20 protein-coding genes are annotated in these 26305 nt (G+C 67.7%); 8 read left to right on the top strand and 12 right to left on the bottom strand.

The features are described 5' to 3' along the window. Nucleotides 1–5: 5 nt before the first annotated feature. From C566_RS0100365 to dinB, 7 genes are all read right to left on the bottom strand, one after another. Nucleotides 6–1679: a UDP-N-acetylmuramoyl-L-alanyl-D-glutamate--2,6-diaminopimelate ligase gene (locus C566_RS0100365; RefSeq protein ID WP_018772341.1), complete on the bottom strand. Its 1674-nt coding sequence runs from the start codon at nucleotides 1677–1679 to the stop codon at nucleotides 6–8. 180 nt (nucleotides 1680–1859) lie between these two features. Then, nucleotides 1860–3665: a peptidoglycan D,D-transpeptidase FtsI family protein gene (locus tag C566_RS0100360; protein WP_018772340.1), complete on the bottom strand. Its 1806-nt coding sequence runs from the start codon at nucleotides 3663–3665 to the stop codon at nucleotides 1860–1862. 41 nt (nucleotides 3666–3706) lie between these two features. Next, nucleotides 3707–4393 carry a hypothetical protein gene (locus C566_RS0100355; protein WP_018772339.1) on the bottom strand — a complete coding sequence of 229 codons (687 nt, stop codon included), beginning with the start codon at nucleotides 4391–4393 and terminating at the stop codon, nucleotides 3707–3709. Then, on the bottom strand, nucleotides 4390–5388 hold the full coding sequence (rsmH, locus tag C566_RS0100350) for a 16S rRNA (cytosine(1402)-N(4))-methyltransferase RsmH (RefSeq protein WP_018772338.1): 999 nt from the start codon (nucleotides 5386–5388) through the stop codon (nucleotides 4390–4392). Before rsmH ends, C566_RS0100355 begins: the two co-directional genes overlap by 4 nt. Nucleotides 5389–5597: 209 nt before the next feature. Then, nucleotides 5598–6026 (bottom strand): division/cell wall cluster transcriptional repressor MraZ, encoded by a 429-nt coding sequence (mraZ, locus tag C566_RS0100345; RefSeq protein WP_026266240.1) that lies wholly within the window; start codon nucleotides 6024–6026, stop codon nucleotides 5598–5600. A gap of 436 nt (nucleotides 6027–6462) precedes the next feature. Continuing rightward, a complete protein-coding gene (locus tag C566_RS0100340; RefSeq protein ID WP_026266239.1) occupies nucleotides 6463–6834 on the bottom strand; it encodes a DUF3040 domain-containing protein in 372 nt (123 codons plus the stop codon). A gap of 294 nt (nucleotides 6835–7128) precedes the next feature. Then, complete coding sequence (gene dinB, locus C566_RS0100335) at nucleotides 7129–8289, bottom strand: DNA polymerase IV (RefSeq protein ID WP_043423214.1); 1161 nt, start codon at nucleotides 8287–8289, stop codon at nucleotides 7129–7131. A 211-nt stretch (nucleotides 8290–8500) separates the two neighbouring features. Here dinB and C566_RS0100330 point away from each other — a divergent pair, with 211 nt between their 5' ends. Together C566_RS0100330 and C566_RS0100325 are read left to right on the top strand one after the other, a co-directional pair. Beyond that, complete coding sequence (locus C566_RS0100330) at nucleotides 8501–9028, top strand: hypothetical protein (protein ID WP_018772334.1); 528 nt, start codon at nucleotides 8501–8503, stop codon at nucleotides 9026–9028. Then, nucleotides 9025–10119, top strand: coding sequence for a polyprenyl synthetase family protein (locus C566_RS0100325; RefSeq protein WP_018772333.1), 1095 nt, complete (start codon nucleotides 9025–9027; stop codon nucleotides 10117–10119). The genes C566_RS0100330 and C566_RS0100325 overlap by 4 nt, the downstream gene beginning before the upstream one ends. A gap of 124 nt (nucleotides 10120–10243) precedes the next feature. Here C566_RS0100325 and C566_RS0100320 read toward each other — a convergent pair whose 3' ends face one another. Then, nucleotides 10244–10597, bottom strand: a complete 354-nt coding sequence (locus C566_RS0100320) for an Rv2175c family DNA-binding protein (RefSeq protein WP_026266238.1) — start codon at nucleotides 10595–10597, stop codon at nucleotides 10244–10246. Between the two features lie 307 nt (nucleotides 10598–10904). Here C566_RS0100320 and C566_RS0100315 point away from each other — a divergent pair, with 307 nt between their 5' ends. Together C566_RS0100315 and C566_RS0100310 are read left to right on the top strand one after the other, a co-directional pair. Further along, nucleotides 10905–12302 carry a lytic transglycosylase domain-containing protein gene (locus C566_RS0100315; protein ID WP_018772331.1) on the top strand — a complete coding sequence of 466 codons (1398 nt, stop codon included), beginning with the start codon at nucleotides 10905–10907 and terminating at the stop codon, nucleotides 12300–12302. Nucleotides 12303–12418: 116 nt separating this feature from the next. Beyond that, the gene (locus C566_RS0100310; protein ID WP_026266237.1) at nucleotides 12419–14581 is read left to right on the top strand and encodes a Stk1 family PASTA domain-containing Ser/Thr kinase; all 2163 of its coding nucleotides are present in this window, start codon (nucleotides 12419–12421) and stop codon (nucleotides 14579–14581) included. A gap of 164 nt (nucleotides 14582–14745) precedes the next feature. Here C566_RS0100310 and C566_RS0100305 read toward each other — a convergent pair whose 3' ends face one another. Further along, nucleotides 14746–16140: a class II 3-deoxy-7-phosphoheptulonate synthase gene (locus tag C566_RS0100305; protein WP_043465645.1), complete on the bottom strand. Its 1395-nt coding sequence runs from the start codon at nucleotides 16138–16140 to the stop codon at nucleotides 14746–14748. A gap of 84 nt (nucleotides 16141–16224) precedes the next feature. Beyond that, nucleotides 16225–17079, bottom strand: coding sequence for a lysophospholipid acyltransferase family protein (locus tag C566_RS0100300; protein WP_018772328.1), 855 nt, complete (start codon nucleotides 17077–17079; stop codon nucleotides 16225–16227). Between the two features lie 112 nt (nucleotides 17080–17191). Here C566_RS0100300 and C566_RS0100295 point away from each other — a divergent pair, with 112 nt between their 5' ends. The 3 genes from C566_RS0100295 to C566_RS0100285 are packed head-to-tail and all read left to right on the top strand — an operon-like array spanning nucleotide 17192 to nucleotide 19522. Then, nucleotides 17192–17992, top strand: coding sequence for an alpha/beta hydrolase (locus C566_RS0100295; protein WP_018772327.1), 801 nt, complete (start codon nucleotides 17192–17194; stop codon nucleotides 17990–17992). After that, nucleotides 17989–18792, top strand: coding sequence for an alpha/beta hydrolase (locus tag C566_RS0100290; RefSeq protein ID WP_018772326.1), 804 nt, complete (start codon nucleotides 17989–17991; stop codon nucleotides 18790–18792). The genes C566_RS0100295 and C566_RS0100290 overlap by 4 nt, the downstream gene beginning before the upstream one ends. After that, entirely contained in the window at nucleotides 18785–19522 is a 738-nt protein-coding gene (locus C566_RS0100285) for a hypothetical protein (protein ID WP_018772325.1), read from the top strand. The genes C566_RS0100290 and C566_RS0100285 overlap by 8 nt, the downstream gene beginning before the upstream one ends. 58 nt (nucleotides 19523–19580) lie before the next feature. Here the strand turns inward: C566_RS0100285 and C566_RS0100280 are convergent, their stop codons facing one another. After that, nucleotides 19581–20675, bottom strand: a complete 1095-nt coding sequence (locus tag C566_RS0100280; RefSeq protein WP_018772324.1) for an ROK family glucokinase — start codon at nucleotides 20673–20675, stop codon at nucleotides 19581–19583. Nucleotides 20676–20885: 210 nt separating this feature from the next. Between C566_RS0100280 and C566_RS0100275 the strand changes: the two genes are divergently transcribed. Further along, on the top strand, nucleotides 20886–22706 hold the full coding sequence (locus tag C566_RS0100275) for an AMP-dependent synthetase/ligase (RefSeq protein ID WP_018772323.1): 1821 nt from the start codon (nucleotides 20886–20888) through the stop codon (nucleotides 22704–22706). A gap of 194 nt (nucleotides 22707–22900) precedes the next feature. On the opposite strand, the gene C566_RS0100270 is transcribed toward C566_RS0100275, so the two are convergent. Continuing rightward, complete coding sequence (locus tag C566_RS0100270) at nucleotides 22901–26296, bottom strand: pyruvate carboxylase (protein WP_018772322.1); 3396 nt, start codon at nucleotides 26294–26296, stop codon at nucleotides 22901–22903. Nucleotides 26297–26305 lie beyond the last annotated feature (9 nt).

Genomic DNA, 26305 nt, shown 5'->3' with positions numbered 1-26305 from the left:
TCGGTTTAGGACTCTATCCGGTGGTCTTCGAGAACGGTGAATCCCCGTGCTGTCAAGGCGTTCCGAAGCTCCACCCGGTCATCCAGTGCCAGGTTGACTCCCTTGACTTCCTGCCACACCTCGTGCCCGCGCCCGGCCACGAGGATTGTGTCCCCTGCTCCGGCGAGCTCTACGGCCTTCAGGATGGCGGCGTCGCGCGGGAAGACCTCCAGGACCGTGCAGTCCAGGCCTTCATCGTCCTTGGCCGCCAGGGCCCCGGCAAGGACGTCCGCGCGGATGGCCGCCGCGTCCTCGTCGTGGGGATCGTCGTCGCTGACAATCACGGTGTCCGCCAGCCGGGCCGCGATGGCCCCCATGGCGGGGCGTTTGCCCTGGTCCCGCTGTCCGGTGGCGCCGAAAACGATGATCACCTTGGATCCGGGTTCCGGGGACCGGACGGCTTCGAGGGCACGGGCCAGGGCGTCGGGGTTGTGCGCGAAGTCCACCACGGCGGCCGGGGCCGTGGACACGAGCTGCATCCGGCCGGGCACCGCGACGGTGAAAGGGTCGGCGGCGTCGAGGGCGGCCTGCACGGCGGCCGGCTCGTGGCCGCCGGCGAGGACCATCACTGTGGCCAGTGCGGCGTTGGCGACGTTAAAGCCGCCCGGCAGGCCGGTGTGGACGCGCAGCTCGGCGCCGTCGCGGTGCCGGAGGACGAAGTCGGAGCCGAGGCCCCGCGGGACGGTCCGGACGACAGTCCAGTCCGCGGTCCGGTCGGCGGTGCCGTCGGCGTCCGCCGGCCCGTTGCCGTCGGTCCCGGCCGTGGCCAGGGTGGTGACCGGGATTTCGGCGGCGGCCGCGAGCTTCCGGCCCCAGTCATCGTCGATGGTGACCACGGCGGCGCGGGCGCGTTCCGGCGTGAACAGCCGAGCTTTGGTCTGGAAGTATTCCTCCATGGTCCCGTGCAGGTCCAGGTGGTCCTGGGTGAGGTTCGTGAAGCCGGCGACGTCGAACACCACCGCGTCGACGCGGTGGAAGGACACGGCGTGCGAGGAAACCTCCATGGAGGCGGCATCGAGCCCGCGTTCGCGCATGAGCGCCAGCAGGGCGTGCACATCCGTGGATTCGGGAGTGGTCAGCAGGCTCGGGATCGGCTCCCCGCCGGCCAGGATCTCAATCGTCCCGATCAGCCCGGTCCGCTTGCCCAGCGCCCGCAGCAGGGCATTGATGAAATAGGTGGTGGTGGTCTTGCCGTTGGTGCCTGTCACCCCGAAGAGGGCCGGTGCCCCGGCCCCGTCGGGCCTGCTCTGGTAGATAAGTGCGGACAGCTGGCCGACCACGCTGCGCGGCTCGTCGGCCAGCAGCACCGGAACGGCGATGTCATGGCCCAGGGCCAGCAGGCGCGCCCCGGCGTCGTCTGTCAGGACCGCCACGGCGCCGGCGTCGACGGCCTGGGACACGAAGTCGGCCCCGTGCCGTGTGGCGCCCGGCAGGGCCACGTACAGGTCTCCCGGGCGGACCGACCGGGAGTTCAGGGAGATCCCGGTGACCTGGACGGAGCCGGACACCCCGGGAACGGCGACGCCGATCGCCGCGCCGATGGCTGCCAGCGGCACTGCGGCAACCGCAGTGGGCCGGAAGCCCGGGGTGGAGTCATGGCCGGACGGCGCGGAAGCATCGGGGTCGGTGAGCTCTGACAAGTGGATCTCCGTTGTGGTGCTAGTGGATCGGGCACAGAATGAAATCGGGCACTGAATGAATCGGGCACTGAACTGATCGGGACCCGGTGGATCGGGCCCTCGCACGCAGACGTGTTTCCGGCGCGCAGGCAGTGGGTGTGGCGCCGGCTGGTGACTTCCGGGCGCCGGGTGGAACAGGCGCTACTTGGCGTACTGCGGCAGCCGCGCGGGTTCGCCGGTGGAGGGCTGGACGTTGAATGTGCGCAGCGTCTGGCTCATCACCGAACGGAACACCGGTCCGTTGGTGATTCCGAAGATGCTTCCCTTGGGCCGTTGCAGGACCACCTCAACAATAAACCGCGGATCGTCCATGGGCGCCATTCCGATGATGGAGGCCGTATAGCCGCAGAACCCTGATTTGCCGTCGTCGCAGGGTGATTCGGATGTGCCCGTCTTGGCGCCCACCCGGTACCCGTCGATCGCGGCTTCCTTGATCTCGCCCTCGGTGACGGCGCTCTCAAGGATGTCGCGGACCTGTTTGGCGGTCTCCTTGGAGACAACCTGCTGCGGGGCCTTGGCCGGGACTTTTTCCTCGGCACCGTCGTCCGGGTTGATGTAGCTGTCGATCAGGCGCGGCTGGAGCATCACGCCGTCGTTGGCGATGCTCTGGTAGGCCCGGACGGTCTGGAGGGTGGTTTGGGCGACGCCCTGGCCGAAGAGAACGGTGTATTGCTGGCGTCCGTCCCACTGGTCGGCCGGGGTCAGGATGCCCTTGGATTCGGCCGGCAGACCGATGTCGGGGGCCTCGCCGATGCCGAACTTCCGCAGCCAGTCATAGCGCTGGTCCTTGCTCAGGCGCTGGCCCACCATGACTGTGCCGGTGTTCATGGAGTAGCCGACAATCCCCGCCAGCGTCCGTTGCTCGGTGCCGTGTTCGAACGCGTCGCTGAAGGTCTGTCCGTCCACGGTGTAGGTCGGTGGAATGGTGAACCTGTCCAGCGGGCTGGACTTCCCTTCCTGGATCGCGGCTGCGGCCGTGATCATCTTCTCCACCGAGCCGGGCTCGTAGGCGGCGGTGACGGCCCGGACCCCGCGGTCCTCGGCGGCAACCTTGCCGGGGTCGTTCGGATCCGGGGAGTCGGTGTCGGCCATGGCCACGATGTTGCCGGTCTTGGCGTCCAGGACCACAATTACTCCCCACTCGGCGCTGAGCTTGTCCTTTTGGCTTTGGATCGCCTGCTGGGAAAAGTACTGCAGGTCCGAGTTCAGCGTGAGTTTGATGTCCTTGCCGTTCACCGCCGGCGTCAATTGGTCCACGCCCACGGGGATCCGGAGTCCGTCGGCGCCGATTTCAAACAGGCGCTTACCCGGTGTCCCTTTGAGGATCTCGTCCTGGGTCTGCTCGAGGCCCGCCTGTCCGGTGCTGCCGTCCTTGAGGAATCCGACAATTCCGCCGGCCACGGCGCCGTTGGGATAGACCCGCTTGCTGGTGCCTTCGGTGACAATGCCGGGAATCTGCAGCTTGGACACCTTGTCCTCGATGTCCGGCTTCAGGTCCTTGGCCACGATGTAGTAGCGCTGGGTTCCGGTCAGGGCATCGCGCAGGGTGCCGCGGTCCATGCCGAGCACGGCGGCGAGTTCGGAGATGCCCTGGTCCCGGGTGACCTTGACGAGCTCGTCCTTGCCGTTGATGGTCTCGAGCCGGCGGAAGGACTCGGTTTTGGTGTTGACGGTCTGGTCCACCACGACGTTGTAGCGGATGACGCTGCTGGCCAGGACCGTGCCGGAGGAATCGAGGATGCTGCCGCGCTCCGCGGGCAGCACGGTGGGCGTGAGCCGGTTGTTGAGGGCGGCCTCAGCCATGCCTCCGATGTCCAGGCCCTGGACCATGAACAGCTTGCCGCCGACCACCAGCAGGAGCGCCAGCATGATGCCGAGCCCCACGCGGAGCCGCCGGGTGGCGTTTGGGGCTTTCGCCTTGCTTGCCCTGCCGGAGTTCTTCGCCACGGTGAGTCCTTGCTGCTTGCCTTGCTGGTGGTCAGTGAACGTTACTGCCCCGGCGTCTTCTGTGCGGGGGCGGGCACCGATCCGCCGTGGAGCTCCACGGCAGGGGCGGCAGGTTTCGGTGCGGGGGCGGGCTTCGCAGCCGCCGGCGCCTTAACTGTGTCGGCCGGTTTGGTGTCCGCCGGTTTGGTGTCCGCCGGCTTGCGCTGGGCGAGAGGCTCGTTCTCCGTGACCGGCGGGACCACCGTGAGCTGCCCGGCGACGGCCGGTGCGGCGATGACGGCGCCCGGGGCATCACCCTTGACCGCCGGTTTGGCCTTGCCGGTGACGCTGAGGGTCGAGAGATCGATCTGGCCCTTGGCGACGGAAGCCACCATGCCCAGTTCCGTTGCCTTGGCCGCGAGGTTCTGCGGGGCGTCGAAGTTCTGGACCTGCTGGGTGAGGTCCTGGTTCTGCTTGGTCAGGGTGGTCTGCTCACTGCGGAGCTGGACCAGCTGGTACTGGGCAGAGGAGACGGAGATGTTCAGGACCAGCACGGCCATGAGGGCAATCGCCAGGAGTCCGAAGCAGAGGACCACGAATGGTGCGCGGCGCTTGCGCGGCACGGAGCGGACCACCGAAAGCGGGGTGCGTGCCTTGCGGGGCTGGTCAAGGCCGGGGCGGAGGCCGGGCAGGGCACGGGCAGTGGCGCCCTGGGCAACGGGGTAGCTGTTGACGGCGGCGGTGCTCATGCGGCTCTCCTGGCTTTGATGCGTTCGACGGCGCGCAGCCGGGCGGAAGCTGCGCGGGGGTTTTCGGCGATTTCAGCGGCGGTGGGTACCTCGGTGCCCTTCGTCAGGGTCTTGAGTTCGGCTTTGTGCTCTTCGAGCTCGACCGGGAAGCCGAGCGGTGCCGAGGACTTCGATCCGGCCTGGAAGAAGCCCTTGACGATCTTGTCTTCCAGGGAGTGGTAGGACATGACCACCACACGGCCGCCGAGGGCGATGGCCTCGATCGCTGCCGGGATGGCGCGCTCGAGGACGTCCAGTTCCTCGTTGACCTCGATCCGGAGCGCCTGGAAAGTGCGTTTCGCGGGGTGGCCGCCGGATTTGGCGGCACCGGCTGGCACCACGGCCCGGATCTGATCGACCAGTTCGCCGGTGGTAGTGAAGGGCTTTTCGGCGCGCGCGGCCACGATCCTGTTCGCGATGCGGCCGGCGAACTTCTCTTCGCCCCATTTCCGGATGATCCGGACGAGTTCTTCTTCGCTGTAGTTATTGACGACGTCGGCGGCCGTCTGCCCGCGGCTGGTGTCCATCCGCATGTCCAGGGGCGCGTCGAAGGAGTAGGCGAAGCCACGCTCCCGCTCGTCCAGCTGGAGCGATGAGACGCCAAGGTCCATGAGCACACCGTGGACTTCGGTGAAGCCCAGATCCTCGAGGACGTCCGGGATTTCGTCGTAGACGGCGTGCACGAGGTCGGTCCGGTTCTCGAAGGGCGCCAGCCGGGCCCCCGCCAGCGCCAGGGCTTCCTCGTCGCGGTCGATGCCGATCAGGTGAAGGTCCGGGAAGCGCTGCAGGAGTGCCTCGGAGTGACCGCCCATGCCGAGCGTCGCGTCGATCACCACAGGGGTCTCGCCGCGGCTCCGGGCGGCCTCGATGCCGGGGGCCAACAAATTGATGCACCGGTCCTTGAGGACCGGTACATGGCGTTCGGACGTCGGCTTCGCCTGGTCGGGATCCGTCATGCCGTCATCCTTTCGTTGGCCGTGTTGGTTGCGCCTTGCTGGTTGCGCGTTGCTTGGTACTGCTCTTACGCAACGTTCCTTGGTCCAGATCCCCATCCGCGCCTATCCTGCGCCGGCCTGGCTCCGGGGAAGTGAGCCAGGACAACAACCGGATGGGCGGCTGGAGATCTCGATCAAGGAACGTTGTTTGCTGGTGGATCAGTGGGGGTTCAGAGAATCCCCGGGATGGCGTCGTCTGTTTCCGAGAAGGCGGTTTCCTTTTCGGCCAGGTACTCATTCCAGGCCTGGGCGTCCCAGATCTCCGCGCGGGATCCTGCGCCAATGACGGCGAGTTCCCGGCCAAGACCTGCATACTCCCGGAGCGCCGGCGGAATCGTCACGCGCCCCTGCTTGTCAGGTACCTCGTCCGAGGCTCCAGAGAGGAAAACACGGATGTAGTCACGTGCCTGCTTGGAGGAAATTGGAGCCTCCCGCATCTGCTCGTGAACCCGGCCGAATTCCGCCTCACTGAAGACGTAGATGCAACGCTCCTGGCCTCTTGTGAGAACCAGCCCGCCGGCAAGTTCCTCTCGGAACTTCGCGGGGAGGATAATTCGACCTTTTTCATCCAGACGCGGCGAATGTGTGCCGAGAAACACGGCCCACCGCCTGTCTGTTTTAGGAAGTCCAACGTCCCCTGTGCTGCCACTACCCTCTTACGCCCTCCACATTACTCCACATCGCTCCACAGTCAACGACACGCCCGGGATGTTTAGACAAATCTGCGGATGTTTATTCCCTTTATTCCCAGCATTTGCAGGGAATCGAGACTGGTGGGGGAAAGTGGAGCGAATTTTCCTGCTTGCCTCACGCCGCGCACCGATTGGGGGCGCAGGCCGGCGCCGGAGCGAAATAGTTCGGCGCCGTCGTCCCTTTTTGCGGCCCCACCGCAGCCAAATCCCCGCAAGGCTGCAGCAAACGCATGGCAAATTGACGCGTTAAATGGCGAAAGACCCGCCGAAGCGGGTCTCGCGCCGCTCCCCGGCGGGCCGGTGGCGGGAAGTGGAGGACTTTAGGGGGCCGTCACAGAGCGGCTCAGGACTCGCCCCCGTGCCGTTCGTCCCAGCGCTGCTCAAGGTTGCTCATGAACGAACTCCTGGGCTTGCCCTGCTTGCGGCCGCCCGTTGCCCGGGCCTTGCCGACCGCAGAACTGCGCATAGTGGCGAAATAGACTCCGGCGCCCATCACCACAAAGCCAAGGACCCCGACAAAGATGTTTTGCATCGACACCCCGACCAACAACAGCAGCACGCCCGCGAGAGTCGCGAGCACGCCGATGACCAGGTGGCGGGTGGACCATGAGCGCCCGGGGACCGATCCCATCGAGCTTGCAAACTTTGGGTCGTCCTCATGCAGCTGCTTCTCAAGTTGCTCCAGCAACTTCTGTTCGTGTTCCGAGAGCGGCATCACGACCTCCTCAAGTCTGCCAACGTCCGGGCATGACGTGGCCATTGCCCTAATTGCCTAACGCCCGGGATTCCGAAGTGGTTCCCCCGTCACCGCCATTGGTGAAAAGGGTCAATTCAGCTCTCCCGCGCCGGTCTCAGCTGGCTAGGTCGCCCGAACGGTCGATCCAGTAGTCCTAAACCTAGGTATTAATAAGGATAGATTGTCGCGGCCTGTTCTGAAAGACAGTCTTAAGGCCCTTTCGCCGCCGGAACCCTTGGGAACAGGCGCCCCCGCCAGAGGTTCCCGCCGGGCTCACTCCGGGGTGCCCCCGGAATCCAGGAGCCGGGCCGGAAGAACGGACTTGTTGCCGAATTTCCGGGCGACAGCATCGAGGGCCTGTTCGGCGGCCCGCCAGTTGTCGTCCCGGCGGTCAAGACTGAGCTGAAGCGGGGCGTCGGCGGCCTCTTCCAGCTGTTCGGCCCGGATGCCGACCAGCCGGACTGTCATGGGCCGCTCCCCCACCGATTCCAGGAGCTGCACCGCCACCGCGTAAAGGAGTTGGGCGCTGTCGATCGGTGTGCTCACGGTGCGGCTGCGGGTAATGGTGGAAAAGTCGGCGTAGCGCAGCTTGAGCGCCACGGTGCGGGCGTGCATGCCGGCGCCGCGGAGGCGCTCCGCTGTCCGGTGCGAAAGGCGCAGCAGCTCCCGGTGAAGCAGTGCGTCATCCGCGGTGTCCGTGGCAAATGTCTCCTCGGCTCCAATACTCTTTTCCAGGCGGACCGGCGTCACGGGCCGCGGATCGATGCCCCAGGAGAGCCGGTAGACGTGCTCCCCCGATGCGCCCAGCAGCTTGCGCAGCGAGGGCAGCGGCGACGCGGCGACGTCCGCCACCGTCCTGATACCCCGGCGGGCCAGCACCTCCACGGTCTTGCCGCCGACTCCCCAGAGCGCACTGACGGGAAGGCTGTGCAGGTAGGGGACGGTTTCCTCCGGCCTGATCAGCAACAGGCCATCCGGTTTGCAGCGGGTGGACGCGATCTTGGCCACAAACTTGCTGGCGGCTATGCCCACCGATGCCGTAATGCCCAGTTCCCGGAACACGCGCGCCCGGATGAGTTCGCCAATCTCCCGTGGCGGACCGAGCCGCCGGATGGCTCCCCCGACATCCAGGAACGCCTCGTCCACGCTGAGTGGCTCGACGAGGTCGGTGATGGAACCGAAGATTGCCATGATCTGGCCGGACACTTCGTAGTAGAGCTTGTGGCGGGGCTCGATGATGACAGCCGAGGGGCACATGCGAGCCGCCACCACCATGGGCATCGCTGATCTGACGCCGAATGCGCGGGCCTCATAGGACGCGGAGAGCACCACGGAGCGGTCCGCCGGATAGCCCACAATCACGGGCTTTCCCTTCAGCTCGGGCCGGCTGCGCAGCTCCACGGAGACAAAGAAGGCGTCCATGTCCACATGCATGATGCTGCTGCGCCGCAGTTCCACCAGGGAATCCCCGCCCGGGCTGCCGGGGGGCTGGACCCGGGGCTGCGCATTCGGGCGCCCGTGGGGGTGCATATTCGTCTGCGCTCCCTGCTGATTCTCTGCGTCCGGCCCCACGTCTTCAATCCTATGCCCGGGGACTGACTAAACTGGAGGCTGATTCCGCTTCAACCCCAGGAGGAAAGTCCCTGTGAAGGTATTTGGACAGCGCAAACGTGCCGCAGCCGCCATCGCGGCGGCGGGCGCGCTATTGGCCTTGGCCGCATGCACGCCTGCCGGCACCGGGAGCCCGGCGGCGTCGCCGGCGTCGACCCCGGACGCCTCTGCGCAGTCCTCCACCACGGCTCCCACCAGCCCTTCCGCGGAGCCCGGCACATCAGCCACAGTCGGTGCCCTGGTACCCGGTTTCCCGCAGAAACTCCTGCCGCTGATGCCCGGGGCGCAGGTGGTTTCAAGCAGCTTCGACAAAACCACCGTGCCGGCAACCGCGGCACTGGTCGGCAGCACCACCGCCCCCGCCGCCGATGTCCTGGCTTTCTACACCAAGGGGCTCCAGGCACAGGGCTTCAAGGCCGTACCCGGTGAAACCGTCGGCGCCCTGCCATCCAAAGACTTCCTGCGGGGGGACAACGAAACCGTGAACATCTCCGTCATGCAGACGACAGGGGTGTCCACGTTCACGATCGGCGCGAACGTCGCTGCCGAGTCCGTCAAGTGAGTCTCGCCGAACAGCTGCGGCTCGAGCAGGCGGATTTCGTGGCCGCCGTCGCCGGCAAGCTCACCGAGTTCCTGACCAGCCGCCAGGCCGTCATGTCCTCGATCTCCCAGGACATCGATCCGCTCATGGGCTCGATCTCGAATCTGGTCACGGGCGGCAAGCGCCTGCGGGCGCTCATGTGCTACTGGGGGTGGCGCGGAGCCGGCGGGGAAGCCGGCGCCGCCGAGGTGGTCACCGCCGGCTCGGCCTTGGAGCTGTTCCAGGCCGCGGCCCTGATCCACGATGACATCATTGACCGCTCGGACACCCGCCGGGGCGGCCCCAGCGTCCACCGCAGGTTCATTGAACTGCACGAGGCCCAGGGCTGGGCGCTGGACAGTGAACGGTTCGGCCACGCGGCAGCGATCCTGACCGGGGATCTCTGCCTGTCCTTCAGCGAGGAATCGTTCACGGAGATCGGACACCGGGCCGCGTCCGGCAGCCCGGCACGGCTGATCTTCAACCTCATGCGCGCGGAAGTAATGGCCGGGCAGTACCTCGACATCCTGGAAGAAGTCGCCGGGCCCAGGCGGGACCGGGCCGGGGCCGTCAGCCGGGCCCAGTCCATCATCCGGTTCAAATCGGCCAAGTATTCCACCGAGCACCCGCTCGCCCTCGGCGGCGCCCTGGCTGGCGCCGGCGACGAGCTGCTGCGCGGCTATTCCGCCTTCGCCCTGCCGCTCGGCGAGGCGTTCCAGCTGCGGGACGATGTCCTTGGTGTCTTCGGTGACCCTGTCACCACCGGCAAACCTGCCGGGGACGATCTCCGTGAGGGCAAGCGCACAGTCCTGGTCGCCTTCGCCCTGGACCAGGCCGCGCCGGCCGAATCAGAGTTCATCGACGCCAAGCTGGGCAGCCCCGATCTCAGCGACGCGGACATCGAGGAGATCCGGCGGATCATCGTGGACTGCGGTGCGCTCCAGGCCACGGAAGTACTCATCGAGGAATTCGGCAAGGCCGCCTTCGCCGCCCTGGATCTCCTGCCGCTTCAGGAGCTGCCCAAGACCGCGCTCCGCAGGCTGGCAGAGGCCACGGTCAGCCGCGCCGCCTGATAGGGCCCCAAAGCAAGAACCGCCCGCGGAAACGCGGCGGGCCGTGCACGGCGGTTGCGCTGTGCACGGCCCTTAATGGCACGTCCGGGGATGCTGCCGGCGCAGTGTTGCTGCCGGCGTGCTCTTACCAGGCCAGTGACTGCGCCCTGCGGCGGATTTCGGTCTTGCGCCCTTCCCGCAGGGCGTCAATGGGCCGGCCGCGGAGGGAGTCGTCCGGCGTAAAGAGCCAGTTGATCAGTTCCTCATCCGAGTACCCGGCGTCCGAGAGGACCACAATGGTGCCTTTCAGGCTCTCCACGGCATGCCCGTCCTGGATGAAAGCCGCAGGCACGGACCGAATGCGCCGGTCACCGATTCTCACGGCCGCCAGCGCACGCTCGTCCAGCAATGCATGGACCTTAGTGATAGATACGTTCAGAAGCTGTGCGACATCGGGCAGGGGCAGCCATTCGCCCACGAGGCTTTCTACATTACTCACGCATAAAGATTGCCACGCCCGGTGCCCCGCCGCCTAGTCGGCATCCGCAGAAATGACGCCGCGGCCATGGCCCGTCCCGCCGCGCCGGAATGCCGCCCGGCTCCACCCGGGACTCCGCCGGAACGACTTTCGGGCGACACTCCACCGGAAACGGGATTGCGGAATGTCAAACGGTTCTTGTGCTAATTGCCAATTCATGAGACATTCACATAGATCACATTTGTAACAGAAATAACTTTTGTCACACTGGTAACACCAGTTCTACCGGCCTGACCGCAGCGTTGCCGCTGAGAAGAGGATCTTTCCAATGACAACCTCACGTTCGCCACAGCTCCGTCCGGGGCGCAGCCTGCCGCTTATTGCGGCGACGACGGCGGCGCTTCCCGCCGTCGTGCTTTCCTCCCTGGCGATCGCCCAGCCGGCCGCAGCCGAACCGCGTGTGCGTTCGGTCCCGGCAACCCTCGCGGCCGCCATGCGCGCCCAGGCAAAAGCTGACGCGGCGACATCCTTGAAGGCGGCAGTGATCCCGGCCGCCTCCGTCCCGGTGACGCTGCCGAGCGCCCTGCGGCCCGCGCAGCCGGCGGCACCGGCCGTCTACACGATCGCCCGCGGCGACACCATCAGTGCCATTGCCGGCCGCTACGGCCTGGACACCTTCGCCGTACTCAAGCTGAACAATCTGCAGGCGAACACCATCATCTACCCGGGGCAGAAGATCAAGCTCACGGGCTCGACGCCGGCCCCGGCAGCGCCCAAACCGTCCGCACCGGCGAAAACCGCCCCTGCGACGTCTACTGTGACTTCCGCCTCGGGCGGGGGCCGCGTGTACGTCGTCAAGCCCGGCGACACCCTGAGCGCCATCGCCGCCCGCCACGGCGTTGGGCTTTCGGAGGTCTTCAAGTGGAACGGGCTCGGCATGAGCTCGGTGATCTATCCCGGCCAGAAGGTCAAGGTCGGCGGCGGTTCCAGCACGCCGGCCCCCTCCGCTCCCGCCGCACCCAAGCCGTCGGCGCCCGCGCCGGCCAGCTCCGGCTCCTACACCATCAAGGCCGGCGACACCCTCTCCGGCATCGCGGCCCGCAACGGTGTCAGGCTCTCGGACGTCCTGTCGGCCAACCGGCTGACGATGTCGAGCATCATCTACCCGGGCCAGAAGCTCGTCATCCCCGGCGCGTCGACCATCGCACCGGCCTCGAGCACGCCTGCCACCACCACGCCCCTCGTGCCCAGCACGTTCCTCGGGTTCAGCTACCCGGCCGCGGTGGTGAGCTCGGCCAACCAGAACAAGGCGCTACTCAACGCCTCTCCGGTGCCCAGCCGTCAGCAGATGAAGTCGATCGTGGCGGACACGGCCCGGCGCATGGGCGTGGACGCCAGCCTCGCACTGGCCTTTGCCTTCCAGGAATCCGGCTTCGACCAGCGTGCGGTGTCACCGGCCAATGCGATCGGCACCATGCAGGTCATCCCGTCCTCCGGCGAATGGGCCTCCGATCTGGTGGGCCGCAAGCTGAACCTGCTGGATCCGTACGACAACGCCACGGCAGGCATCGCGATCATCCGCCAGTTGGTCCGCACGAGCCCGGATGTGGACACTGCGATCGCCGGCTATTACCAAGGCCAGTACTCGGTGAGCCAGAACGGCATGTACGAGGACACCAAGGGCTACGTCGCCGCCATCAAGGCCAACCGGCAGCTGTTCCGCTAAATTGTTCGGCTAAATACAGACTCCAGCACAGGCTCCCTTACGGCGGAGCGTGACGCTACGGGCCCGGATCGCATGTTGATTCGGGCCCGTTTCTGTCCAGCGACTACGATTGTAAGGTGCAGGAATACGTGTCGGATGCTCTCGTAGGGAACCTGGTGGACAACCGCTACCAGGTTCAATCCAGGCTTGCCCGCGGCGGGATGTCCACCGTGTACCTCGCCACGGACCAGCGCCTTGAGCGTGATGTCGCGCTGAAGGTGCTCCATCCCCACCTGGCCGACGACCCGCAGTTCCTCGACCGGCTGGGCCGCGAGGCCAAGGCCGCCGCCCGGCTCTCCCACCCCCACGTCGTGGGCGTCCTGGACCAGGGCGAGGACGGCCGGCTCGCCTATCTGGTCATGGAGTTCATCAAGGGCCACACGTTGCGGGACGTCCTCAATGACAAAGGCGCCCTGTCACCGCGGTTGGCCCTGGCGCTGATCGATCCGGTCGTCGAAGGCCTCGGCGCCGCGCACGCCGCCGGCATGATCCACCGGGACATCAAGCCCGAAAACGTCCTGATCGCCGACGACGGGCGGATCAAGCTCGGCGACTTCGGCCTGGCACGCGCTATCTCAACGTCCACAAGCACCGGCGCCCTGATCGGGACTGTCGCCTATCTCTCCCCCGAACTTGTCCTGGGGAAGCAGGCAGATGCCCGCAGCGACATCTATTCGGTCGGGATCATGCTCTACGAAATGATCACGGGCAGGCAGCCGTTCGAAGGCGATGTGCCCATCCAGGTCGCCTACCAGCACGTCAATTCCACTGTGGGAGCGCCGTCGCTGGTGGTGCCCGGGCTGGCTGCGGAGATCGACGAACTCGTCCAGTGGTGCACCGGCCGGGACCCGGACAAGCGCCCCGTCGACGGCAGCGCCCTGTTGTCCGAACTCCGGCACATCAGGACCAACCTCAGCGACGCCGAACTCGACCTCCAGCCGCCGGCGGCTGTCCGCAGCGCCCTTCCGGCCGTGGCAGCACCGCCAAACCGGCCGCCCGGCGGTGCCCGCCCGGCGTCGGACGGGCAGGATACGGCCCACGTGCTGCCCCCCACCGGTGTGCCCACGGAACTGCAGACTGAGGTGTACGGAGGCCTCGCCCGGCCCACCGAGATGATCTCCCGCACCAGCGGCAACCCGACCACCGTCATGTCCGGCGCCCCGCGGCGTCCGGCCTACGGACCGCTGTCCACCCCGGACGAGGCGGCCTACGACGGCGCCGCCGGGTACGACGATCCAGCAGAAGGTGCGGTAGCCCCCAGCAAACGCGCCCAGCGCAAGCTGGACCGGGACGAGGAGAAGGCGCGCCAGCGCGCCGCGGCCACGCCCACCAGGACCCTGCACGAGGGTAACCCCCGGCGCCGCGGCTTGCTCTGGATCGTCCTGCTCGTCGTCGCGGCGCTGCTCGCCGCCGTCGCCGGCTGGTTCTTCGGCATGGGTCCGGGCTCACCGGGAACCATTCCCCCGGTGGCGAACAAGACCGTTGCCGAGGCCCAGGACCTGCTCCGCACCGCCGGCTTCCAATCCACCGTGAAGGATGTCTTCGACGACGACATCTCACCCGGCCTCGTGGTCGGCTCGGAGCCGACCGCTGGCGAGGTCATCCGCAAGTTCCAGCCCGTGGCCCTGGCCGTGTCCAAAGGCCCGGAACTGTTCCCGCTGCCGGAACTGACCGGCAAGTCCCTGGACGAGGCCAAGACCACGCTCAACGGCGCCCAGATGGCTTTGGGCCCGATTACCGAGACCTTCGACGAGAAGGCGCCGGCCGGGACTGTCCTTGCCCAGGCTCCGCGCAGCGGCAACCCGGTCAGGCACGGGACGCCCGTGGGCCTCACCGTCTCCAAGGGCCCGCAGCCCATCCCGGTCCCGGATGTCCGCGGGCAGGCGCAGGACGCAGCCGTGAGTGCCCTGGAAGCCGCCGGCCTGAAGGCCGTGGTCGCGCCCGAGCTGGTCAACGACCGGAACGTCCCGAAGGGCGCGGTGCTGGCGCAGGACCCGGCCTCCGGCAACCTGACCAAGGGCGGAACCGTCACCCTGACCATCTCCAAGGGCCCGAAGCTCGTCGAGGTGCCCAATTTCATCGGCAAACAGGTCAAGGAAGCCCGGGCGGCACTCGAAGAACTTGGCTTCGTGGTTAAGGTCGATGAGTATTTGGGCGGATTCTTTGGAACAGTCCGCGTCCAGGATCCCGTGGATACGGCTGTCCCGGAAGGCTCGACTATCACCCTGACCGTGGTCTGACCATACACGGCGCCCGCCCAGGGGCCGACCCGCTCTACATAAAAGCTCCGCCCGGCTGCTGCAGCCGGGCGGAGCTTTTTTATTGGAGTTTTCAGACAGGCAGCGTTCGGTCAGAAGCGTTTCGTCAGACGCGTTTCGTCAGACGCGTTCTCTCAGTCAGCGCCTCAGCGCTTGGAGAGCGCACCGGCTACCAGGAACGCCATTTCGAGCGACTGCATGTGGTTCAGGCGCGGATCGCAGACCGACTCGTAGCGGTCCAGGAAGGCTTCCTGGTCGATCGGGTCGGCTCCGCCGAGGCATTCGGCGACGTCGTCGCCCGTCATCTCCACATGCAGGCCGCCGGGAACGGTGCCGAGCGCGTGGTGGACTTCGAAGAATCCGCGCACCTCGTCAATGACGTCGTCGAAATTGCGGGTCTTGTAGCCGTTGGGCGAGGTGACCGTGTTCCCGTGCATGGGGTCGGTGACCCAAAGGACCTGCGCCCCGGAGGCGGTGACGCGCTCGACGATCGCCGGCAGCTTCTCGCGGATGTTGCCCGCACCCATGCGCGTGATGAAGGTGAGCCGGCCGGGCTCCCGGTTCGGATCCAGCTTGTCGATCAGGCGCAGGGCGTCGTCGCCGCTGGTCGAGGGGCCGAGCTTCACGCCGATCGGGTTGCGGACGCAGGAGAGGAAGTCAACGTGTGCGTGGTCCAGCTCGCGGGTCCGCTCCCCGATCCACAGGAAGTGCGCCGAGGTGTCGTAGGGCAGCCCGGTGCGCGAATCGATGCGGGTCAGGGCGCGCTCGTAGTCCAGCAGCAGGGCCTCGTGGCTCGCGTAGAATTCCACCCGCTTCAGGGCCTCGAAGTCGGCCCCGCAGGAGGACATGAACTTGATGGCGCGGTCGATGTCCCGGGCCAGGGACTCGTAGCGGGCATGGGCCGGGTTTTCGGTGAAGCCCTTGTTCCACTGGTGCACCAGGCGCAGGTCCGCGAAGCCGCCCTGGGTGAAGGCGCGGATCAGGTTCAGCGTCGAGGCGGAGGTGTGGTAGGCCTTCAGCATCCGGCTGGCGTCATGGGCGCGGGACTCGGGCGTGAAGTCGTAGCCGTTGACGATGTCGCCGCGGTAGGCCGGCAGGGTGACGCCCTCGCGCGTTTCATCGTTGGAAGAGCGCGGCTTGGCGAACTGGCCGGCCATGCGGCCCATCTTGATGACGGGCATGGCCGCGCCGTAGGTGAGGACGACGGCCATCTGCAGGATGGTCCGGACGCGGGCACTGATCTTGTCCGCCGTCGCCGCTTCGAAGGTCTCGGCGCAGTCGCCGCCCTGGAGCAGGAACGCCTTGCCCTGCGCCGCGGCGGCGAGCCGTTCGCGAAGGATGTCCACTTCGCCGGCGAACACGAGGGGCGGGAGGACGGAAAGTTCCTTGACGGACGCCTCGAACACAGCCGGGTCCGACCAGGTGGGCTGCTGCGAGGCCGGGAGCTCCCGCCAGTTGTCCAGTCCGGGATAGTTGGCGGCTCCGCTCTGGGCGGTGCTGGTCAGCGGGGAAACTGGTTTCTCAGATAGCTCGGTCACTATCTAAGGATAGTTGCCCCGCCGCGGTTCGGGGGCCCTGCCTGTCATTGGCAGCTCCTTTGCCGTCACATGGCACCCGTGGACCGCTTAAGCGGTGCCGGGAATCTCCGGACCGGCTTCCCCGGCGGCAGTTTCATTCGGGCTTTCGTTCGGGGTTTTGCTTGGGCTTTCGTTCTGGGTTTTGTTTGGGGTTTCTCCGGCGGCCGCATCCTGCACCGCGTCAGGGCCCGCAGGGGCTTTGTCCGGGGCCGCGTCCTGGGCTTTGCCCGCCAGACGGAGCTTCACGGCGGCGGCGTACTCGTCCACGTACTCCTGGCCGGAGAGCCGCATGAGTTCATACATGATCTCGTCGGTCACCGAACGCTGGATCAGCCGGTCATCCTCCATCCCGTAGTAGCGGCTGAAGTCGAGCGGTTCGCCAAAGATCATGCCGATGCGGCGGATGTTGGGCACGCGCTTGCCGATCGGCTGGACTTTGTCTGTTCCGATCATTGCCACCGGAATGACCGGGACGCGGGCCTGCAGCGCAAGGCGGGCAACGCCCACCTTGCCGCGGTAGAGGCGCCCGTCGGGGCTGCGGGTCCCCTCTGGGTAGATGCCCAGGAGGGAGCCGTTCTTGAGCACGTCCATGCCGGCGTTGAGGGACTGCGCGGACGCGGCGCCCCCGGACCTGTCCATGGGGAGCTGGTTGGTGAGCCGGAAGAATGCTGCGGTCAGCCGGCCCTTGATCCCGGTGCCGGTGAAGTATTCGGATTTGGCCAGGAACGCGACCGGCCGCGGCACCATGACCGGCATGAAGATGGAATCCGAGAAGGAGAGGTGGTTCGAGGCAAGGATCGCGGCGCCCTCGGCAGGGACGTTGTCGAGGCCCTTGACCCAGGGCCGGAACAGCAGCCTCAGCACCGGTCCCAGGACAAACGTCTTCGTGAACCAATAAAACACTCGGTGACCTCTCCGGAAGGCGTCTGGCCGGCCGCCCGAATCGGGTCCGGCCAGGCTTCAATGGACACCTTACTCTAGTGAGTTTTGGCGCCAAGGGTGACACGATGGGCTCATGACTGAAAGCAGCACTCCCCCTGCGCCCGCCGCTTTCAGCTACCCCGGCCACGGACCCAACGCCCGGACCGGCGTGGCCATCTGCCACGGCTTCACGGGCAGCCCGCTCAGCGTCATGCCGTGGGCCCGCCACCTCGCCGCCCAGGGCTTCGCCGTATCGGTGCCCCTCCTGCCCGGGCACGGCACCCACTGGCGCGACCTCGCCCGGCAGGGCTGGCAGGACTGGTACAGCAGCTTCGAAACGGCGTACCTGGACCTGGCCGCCCGGACCGATGACTGCTACGTCGCCGGGCTGTCCATGGGCGGCACGATCGCCCTGCGTACCGCGGCCCGCCACAGCGTGGCCGGCGTGGCCGCCGTCAACCCCGGCCTGAGCTTCTATGACCGCAGGGTCCGGATCGTGGGACTGCTCAAGTACTTCCAGCGCACCACCACGCCCATTCAGGAGGAGAATTCCACGGCTACCACCACCGATGACGGCGACTACTCCCTGACGCCGCTGGCCGCAGTCCACCAGCTGCGCCGGCTGTTCGGCGCGACCCTCCGGGACCTGCCGGCAGTCCGGGCCCCTGCGCTGGTCTTCAAGTCGGACACCGACGCCGTGGTCCCGCCGTCGTCCCTGGCGCTGCTGCGCAGGCGGCTCGGGTCCCGGGAACTCACAGTGGTTCCCCTCCCGCACAGCGGGCACGTTGCCACCCTGGACGCCGATGCGCCGCTACTCTTTGATGAATCAGTGCGCTTCTTCCTCCAGCACACCCACGCCATTTCGCCGCCCCGCGCCCCCTCGGAGACCCCATGAGCATCCTCCCGGACCACTCGCCGTTCAGCAGCCCGTTCACGGGAACCATCCCCCGGACCGGCGTCGTGGTGTCCCACGGCTTCACCGGCAGCCCGCATGGTGTGCGGGACTGGGCGTCGTCCCTGGCCAGTGCCGGGTTCGCCGTCCGGCTGCCCCTGCTGCCGGGGCACGGAACGAGCTGGCAGGAGCTGGCCAAGACCCGCTGGCAGGACTGGCATGCTGCCCTGGACGCTGCCTACCTGGAGCTTGCGGAAGAATGCGACGTCGTAGTCGTGGCGGGCCTGTCCATGGGCGGCGCCCTGGCGTTGCGGATTGCGGCCACCCGCCCCGTGGCGGGGGTTGTGGTGGTCAACCCCGGCCTCGTCATCGATGATCCCCGCGCCCCGCTGGCCGGCATCTTGAAGTTTGTCCTCAAGAGCACCCCGGCGATCGCCAATGACATCCTCAAACCGGGCATGGATGAGTACGCATACCCGCGCACTCCGGTGGCCGCCGCACACGAGCTCAACAAGATGTTCAAGGACACCGTGCGGCTGCTGCCCCGCGTCACGGCTCCGGTCCGGGTATACCGTTCCACGGTGGATCATGTGGTGTCCGAATCCAGCATGGAGGCCCTGCGCCGCGGGTTGACCAACGCCCCGCTGGAGGTGATCCGGCTGGAAAACAGCTACCACGTCGCTACCATGGACAACGACGCGCCCGAGATCTTCCGTGGCACGGCCGAATTTGTCCGGTCCGTTGCAGCCGCAGCCAGTCCGGGCGCCGCCCGCGCCAGCCGGAAGGACACGGCCAATGACTAAACCGGACCCCGGAGTCCCGGACCCCGAAACCCCTGACCCCGACGACGCCGGGACGGCTGCGCCCGACGCTGACGCCGGCGCATCCGGCGTCCAGCGTCCGGGCACCACCCCGCCCCCTGAGGCACAGGACCCGGCCGCCCCGGACGCACAGTCCGCCGATGACGACGCCGTGTGGCTGGATCTGGTCGCCAGGCTGGAAGGAGTCGGGGCAGGCGAGGACCAGGCACCTGGCAGCCCGGCCGGCGGAACGGACAGCGCCGCCGGTGGCGCCGGCGCTGGATCAGGTGCCGGCTCCGGCTCCGGATCAGGTACCGGCTCGTCAACGGCAAGGTCGTTCCGCGATTTTGACCCGCTGGGTCTCGCCGGCGTCGCACCGATCGAGCTTTCCGCCAAGGAGCGGCTCGCCCCCGCCCCGGGGAATCCGGCTGCGGGCAGCAGCGAGGCACCGGACACGGCCCCCGGCCCCCGGGACTATGAGGCCGACGACGACGACGGCGCGTTCATCCCGGAGGAGCCGCCCAGCCTGGCCGGTGCAGATCCCTTGACCGTCCTTGCCTGGCTTGGCGCGGTGGGCGGCCCGCTTGCGCTCGTGTTCTCGGCGATGTTCTGGCGGTCGGCCCCGACGCTGGCGATCGTGGGCATGGTGGCCGCGTTCGCAGCCTCGGTGGTGTTCCTGATCATGAAACTGCCGGGCGAGAAGGACGAGCACGACGACGGGGCTCGCATCTAGCCCACCCGGTCATGGCGCCGGCCACTGCGCTGGTGTTTCAGGGGCTTACTTAGGCACGCTACTGCGTGTGCATGCGGCTGCTGACCCGGGAGAGGTCGGCGGCGCCGATCAGTCCGGCGTTGGGGCCCAGGGCCGCCAGTTCGATCTCCGCCGCGGGGCGGAAGCCGCGCCCGGTGAGGTTCCGTGCGAAGGCCTTCCGGGCCGGCGCGACGAGCAGCTCGCCGGCGTCGCACAGCCCGCCGCCGATGACGAACTTGCCGGGGTCCAGTGCCGCGGCGAGGTTCGCCAGGCCAAGGCCCAGCCATTCCCCGACGTCCTCGAGGAGTTCGCGGGAGGTCTGGTCCCCGGCCTTGGCCAGCTCCGTCACGATCACGCCCGTAATGCGTCCCACGTCGCCGTCCACGGCCTTGAGCAGTTCCTGGGCAACCGGAGAATTCGCGGCGGCCAGTTCCCGGGCCTCGCGGCCGAGCGCATTGCCCGAGGCGTATTGTTCCCAGCAGCCGCGGTTGCCACACTCGCAGCGGTGCCCGCCCGGCATGATGATCTGGTGGCCGAACTCCCCCGCCACACCGAAGCGGCCGCGTTCGAGCCGTCCGTCCATGACCATGGCGCCGCCGATCCCGGTGCCCAGGGTGATGCAGACCAGACGGTTCTGTCCCTGCCCGGCGCCGAAGCGCCATTCCGCCCAGGCGGCGGCGTCGGCGTCGTTGGTCAGCAGGACAGGGCGGCGCAGCAGCCGCTGCAGGTTCTCGCGCAGCGGTTCATTGCGCCAGGCCAGGTGCGGGCTGAAGAGGACAGTGCCGCCGTCGAGGTCCATCCAGCCGGCGGCGCCGATTCCGACGGACCAGATCCGGTGCCCGGCGCCCAGCTCCGCAACCAGTTCGACAATGACCTGTTCTACGGCGCGCGGGTCGTTGCCCGGCGTGGAACGTTTCGCCTGGCTGAGGATCCGGCCCTCGGCATCGACCACGCCGGCAGCAACCTTGGTTCCCCCGATGTCGACGCCGATCGCCAGGCCCTTGCGGCCCAGCCGCAGGTGTGAGCGGAGGTCGTGCCCGGCCGTGGCGGCCGCGGCTCCGGCCAGGGTCCGGCTCCGCCAGGCGGCGGTCCGGCGGCGCAGGCCGGGCTGCCGGCCGGGTGATGGTGTCTGCATGGTGCCCCATTCTATTCGCCGGGGCCGCCGCAGCCGCGAAGGCCCGGCAGCATGACGCCGCGGCGGCGCCCGCAGCATCCCCGACTGGCGGAACCGCGGGACCGGCCGTAAAGTTACTGGCCAGTAGGTGTCGCAGAACACACCTTCGGGGGACCGCATACTAGGCTTAGCGGTACCCGTTGCGGGCCTATGGATACCTAAGGAGCTGTCGTGCGAGAAATCATTGTCCCGCCCCTGGTGAATGTCGACCCGGACACCAACGTCACCGATCTCGTGGTGCGCCAGGCGGCCAAGGCCTCCAACCCTGCACTGTTCTCGCGGCTCGACGCAGCCGGCCAGTGGCAGGACGTCCGCGCCACGGATTTCCTGGCCGACGTCTCCGCCCTCGCCAAGGGCCTCATGGCCAGCGGTGTGGCCGCCGGTGACCGGGTGGGCATCATGTCCCGCACCCGGTACGAATGGGCCCTGATCGACTTCGCCATCTGGTTCGCCGGCGCCGTCTCGGTCCCGATCTATGAAACCTCCTCCCCCTCCCAGGTGGCCTGGAACCTTGGCGACTCCGGCGCCGTGGCCGCGTTCGGCGAATCGGCGCACCACGAGGACATCATCCGGCAGGCGGCCACCTCCGAGGGGCTCACCGCCCTGGCGCATGTCTGGCAGCTCGAGGGCGACAGCCTGGACGAGGTCCGTGCGGCCGGAGCCGGCATCAGCGATGCCGAGCTCGAAGCACGGCGCAGCCAGGCGTCCCTGACGGATGTCGCCACGATCATCTACACCTCGGGCACCACCGGCCGGCCCAAGGGCTGCGAGCTGACGCACGGCAACTTCGTGGAACTGTCCGAGAACGCCCTGGTCACGTCACTCGGCACGATCGTCCACGAGCAGGCCCGGACCATCATGTTCCTGCCCATGGCCCACGTCTTTGCACGCTTCATCTCCGTGCTGGCAGTCGCCGCCGGCGTCACGGTGGCACACACACCGGATATCAAGAACCTGCTGCCGGACCTGCAGAGCTACAAACCGACCTTCATCCTCGCTGTCCCGCGCGTTTTCGAGAAGGTCTACAACTCCGCCCTGACCAAGGCCGAGGACGGCGGCAAGGGCGCCATCTTCCACCGCGCCGCGGACACCGCCATCGAATTCTCCCGGGCCCGGCAGGCCGGCAAGGTGGGGCTCGTGCTGAAGCTCAAGCACGCCGTCTTCGACAAGCTCGTGTACAGCAAGCTCCGGGCCGCCATGGGCGGGAACGTCTCGCATGCCGTTTCCGGCGGCGGACCGCTCGGTGAACGGCTGGGCCACTTCTTCCAAGGCATCGGCATGCAGATCCTGGAAGGGTACGGGCTGACCGAAACCACGGCGCCGGTCACCGTAAACACCCCGGACCTGATCAAGATCGGCACCGTCGGCGCCCCGATTCCGGGCAACTCCGTCAGGATCGCGGACGACGGCGAGATTCTCGCCAAGGGCGTGTGCGTCATGCGCGGCTACTACAAGCGTGATGACCTGTCCGCCGCGACCTTCGAGGACGGCTGGTTCCGCACCGGCGACATCGGCCAGCTGGACGAGGCGGGGTTCCTGACCATCACGGGGCGGAAGAAGGAAATCATCGTCACTGCCGGCGGCAAGAACGTCGTCCCGGCCCTGCTGGAGGACCAGATCCGGGCGGACGCGCTCGTCTCGCAGGTGCTCGTGGTCGGTGACAACCGCCCGTTCATTGGTGCCCTGGTGACCCTGGATGAAGAAGCCCTGCCCGGCTGGCTGGGCCGCCACGGGCTCCCGGCCTCGACCTCGCTCGCTGAGGCTGCCGTCAACCCCACAGTCAAGGCCGCGGTCCAGGAGCTCATCAACCACGCGAACCAGTCCGTGTCCCAGGCCGAGGCCATCAAGTCCTTCCGGATCGTGCCGGCCGACTTCACCGAGGCCTCCGGCCACCTGACGCCCTCAATGAAGGTCAAGCGGGCTCAGGTGCTCAAGGACTTCGAGAACGTGATCGAGGAAATGTACAGCGCCAAGCGTCCCACCCTCGCCTAGGCTGCAACCGCAACCACCCCGCACCAGAGCAACGCGGGGTCAGATACGGCCCGTCCGGCGCCCCCGGATGGGCCGTATCTGACCCCGCGTTGCTTTCGTTCGGGAGGCAATGTCCGGCAGAAACACAAGGGTCCTTCCGGCTTCTGCCGGAAGGACCCTTCTGTGGTGATGGGGTGCGGGTTGCTTCGCTGCCGCTATTCGACGACGAGCAGCAGATCCCCGCCCTGGACCTGTTCGATCCCGGCGACGGCGAGCCGCGCGACGGTGCCGGCCACCGGCGTCGTGATGGACGCCTCCATCTTCATGGCCTCGATCGTGGCCACCGTGTCGCCGGCTTTCACGGTGTCCCCGGCCTTGACGGTCAGCGTGACGGCACCGGCGAACGGCGAGGCAACCTGGCCCGGCTGGGAGGTGTCGGCGCGTTCGGCGGCCTTGACGTTGCTCACCACTGAACGGTCGCGGACCACCACGGGCCGGGACTGGCCGTTGAGGGTGCACATGACCGTGCGCATGCCCTTCTCGTCCGGCTCGGAGACGGCCTCGAGGGAGGCGATCAGGCGGACGCCCTTCTCGAGCTCGATCTCGTGCTCCGCGCCGCGCTGCAGCCCGAAGAGGTAGTCGCGCGTATCCAGCACCGAAAGGTTGCCGTAGGACTCCACGCTCTTCAGGTAGTCCTTGGTGGGACCGGCGAAGAGCAGGCGGTTGAGGGTGCCCCGCCGGGCCTTGGAATCGCCGTTGAGCGCCGCGCTGTCCTCGGCGCTGATCTCGACGTCGCGGACCTTGACGGTGCGGCCCTGCAGTGCCTTGGTCCGGAAGGGCTCGGGCCAGCCGCCGGGCGGGTCACCGAGCTCGCCGGAGAGGAAACCGATCACGGAATCCGGGACGTCGTACTTTTGCGGGTTCTCGTTGAAGTCCGCGGGATCGGCGTTGAGGCCCACCAGGTGCAGGGCGAGATCGCCCACCACCTTGGACGACGGGGTCACCTTCACCAGGCGGCCGAGGATCCGGTCCGCCGCGGTGTACATGTCCTCGATCGCCTCGAACCGCTCGCCCAGGCCCAGCGCCATCGCCTGCTGGCGCAGGTTGGACAGCTGGCCGCCCGGAATTTCGTGCTGGTAAACCCGGCCTGTGGGCCCCGGCAGTCCGGACTCGAACGGCGCGTAGACCCGGCGGACGGCCTCCCAGTAGGGCTCGAGGGCGCAGACGTTCGCGAGGCTGAGGCCGGTGTCGCGCGGCGTGTGGGCCAGTGCGGCGACGAGGGCCGAGGCCGAAGGCTGGCTGGTGGTTCCGGCCAGGGAGGCCGAGGCCACGTCCACGGCGTCCACGCCGGCATCCACGGCCGCGAGGAGCGTGGCCAGCTGGCCGCCTGCGGTGTCGTGGGTGTGCAGGTGGACGGGGAGGTCAAACCGCTCCCGCAGCGCCGAAACCAGGCGTGCCGCGGCAGCCGGACGCAGCAGTCCGGCCATGTCCTTGATCGCGAGGATGTGCGCCCCGGCGTCGACGATTTTCTGCGCCAGCTCCAGGTAGTAATCCAGGGTGTAGAGCGTTTCTTCCGGATCCAGCATGTCCGCGGTGTAGCAGAGGGCAACCTCGGCAACGGCGGTCCCGGTCTCGCGGACGGCCCGGATGGCAGGGGCCATCTGGTTGACGTCGTTGAGGGCGTCGAAGATCCGGAAGATGTCGATGCCCGTGGCGGCGGCCTCGTTGACGAACGCCACCGTGACCTCTTCCGGGTAGGGCGTGTACCCGACGGTGTTGCGGCCGCGGAGCAGCATCTGCAGGCACAGGTTCGGCATGGCCTTGCGCAGGGCGGCGAGCCGGTCCCAGGGGTCTTCGCCGAGGAAGCGCAGGGCGACGTCGTAGGTCGCCCCGCCCCAGGCCTCGACCGAGAGCAGTTCCGGGAGCAGCTTGGATTCCGCCGGACCGGCCGCCACGAGGTCGCGGGTGCGTACCCGGGTGGCGAGCAGGGACTGGTGCGCGTCGCGGAAGGTGGTGTCCGTGACGGCCACGGCGTCCTGCGCGCGCAGGGCGCGGGCAAAACCTTCCGGGCCGAGTTCCAGGAGCCGCTGGCGGGATCCCGGCCGGGCCTCGGCGTCATCCAGGGCCGGAAGCTTGTCCGCCGGGTCCGTGTGGACCTTGAGTTCGCCGTTGGGCTTGTTGACCGTGACGTCGGCGAGCCAGGTCAGCAACTTGGTGCCGCGGTCTGCCGACACCCGTGCCTTCAGCAGTTGGGGCCGTTCGTCAATGAACGAGGTGGCCACGTCCCCGGCGACGAAGTCGGGATCGTCCAGGACGGCCTGCAGGAAGGAGATGTTGGTGGACACGCCGCGGATGCGGAATTCGGCGAGGGCGCGGCGGGCCCGGGCGACGGCGGCGGGGTAGTTGCGTCCGCGGCAGGTCAGCTTGACCAGCATGGAGTCGAAGTGGGGACTGATCTCCGCACCCGAGTAGACGGTGCCGCCGTCGAGCCGGACGCCGGCGCCGCCGGCCGAGCGGTAGCCGGTGATCTTGCCGACGTCGGGCCGGAAGCCGTTGGCCGGATCCTCCGTGGTGATGCGGCACTGCAGGGCGGCGCCCTTGAGCTGGACGCTCTCCTGGGACAGGCCCAGGTCCGCGAGGCTCTCACCGGCAGCGATGCGCAGCTGCGCCTGGACGAGGTCGACGTCGGTGACTTCCTCGGTCACCGTGTGCTCGACCTGGATGCGCGGGTTCATTTCGATGAACACGTGCTGGCCGGCGCGCTCCCCCACCGTGTCGACAAGGAATTCGACGGTACCGGCGTTGACGTAGTTCAGCGCCTTGGCGAACTTCACGGCGTCGCGGTACAGCGCCTGCCGGATGCCTTCGTCGAGGTTCGGGGCCGGGGCGATTTCCACCACTTTCTGGTGGCGGCGCTGGATGGAGCAGTCACGCTCGAAGAGGTGCATGATGTTGCCCTGGGCGTCGGCCAGGATCTGGACCTCGATGTGGCGCGGGCGCAGGACGGCCTGTTCCAGGAACATGGTGGGGTCGCCGAACGCGGCGTCGGCTTCGCGCATGGCGGCCTGCAGGGCCTCCGGGAGCGCCTCGCGGGTGTCCACGCGGCGCATGCCGCGCCCGCCGCCGCCGGCGACCGCCTTGGCGAAGATGGGGAAGCCGATTTCATCGGCGGCGGCGATCAGTTCGTCCAGGTCCTTCGACGGCTGGCTGGACTTGAGCACCGGGACGCCGGCCTTGCGCGCGGCCTCGAGGGCGGCAACCTTATTGCCCGCGAGTTCCAGGACCTCCGCCGGCGGGCCGACGAAGGTGATGCCGGCCTCCTTCGCGGCCCGTGCCAGGCGCGGGTTCTCGGAGAGGAAACCGTAACCGGGGTAAATGGCGTCCGCGCCGGACTCCTTGGCGACGCGCACCACCTCATCAACGTCCAGGTACGCCCGGACCGGATGTCCCTCCTCGCCGATCAGATACGCCTCGTCGGCCTTCTGGCGGTGAATGGAGTTGCGGTCCTCGTGCGGAAACACGGCGACAGTCTTGGCACCCAGCTCGTAGCTCGCGCGGAAAGCGCGAATCGCGATTTCGCCGCGGTTGGCCACCAGAATCTTAGAAAACATACTTCTCCT

It is taken from the genome of Arthrobacter sp. 131MFCol6.1, from assembly GCF_000374925.1.
GTDB lineage: Bacteria > Actinomycetota > Actinomycetes > Actinomycetales > Micrococcaceae > Arthrobacter.
The sequence above is the reverse complement of the archived record's forward strand: the minus strand, read 5'-3'. Positions and strand labels throughout refer to the sequence as shown.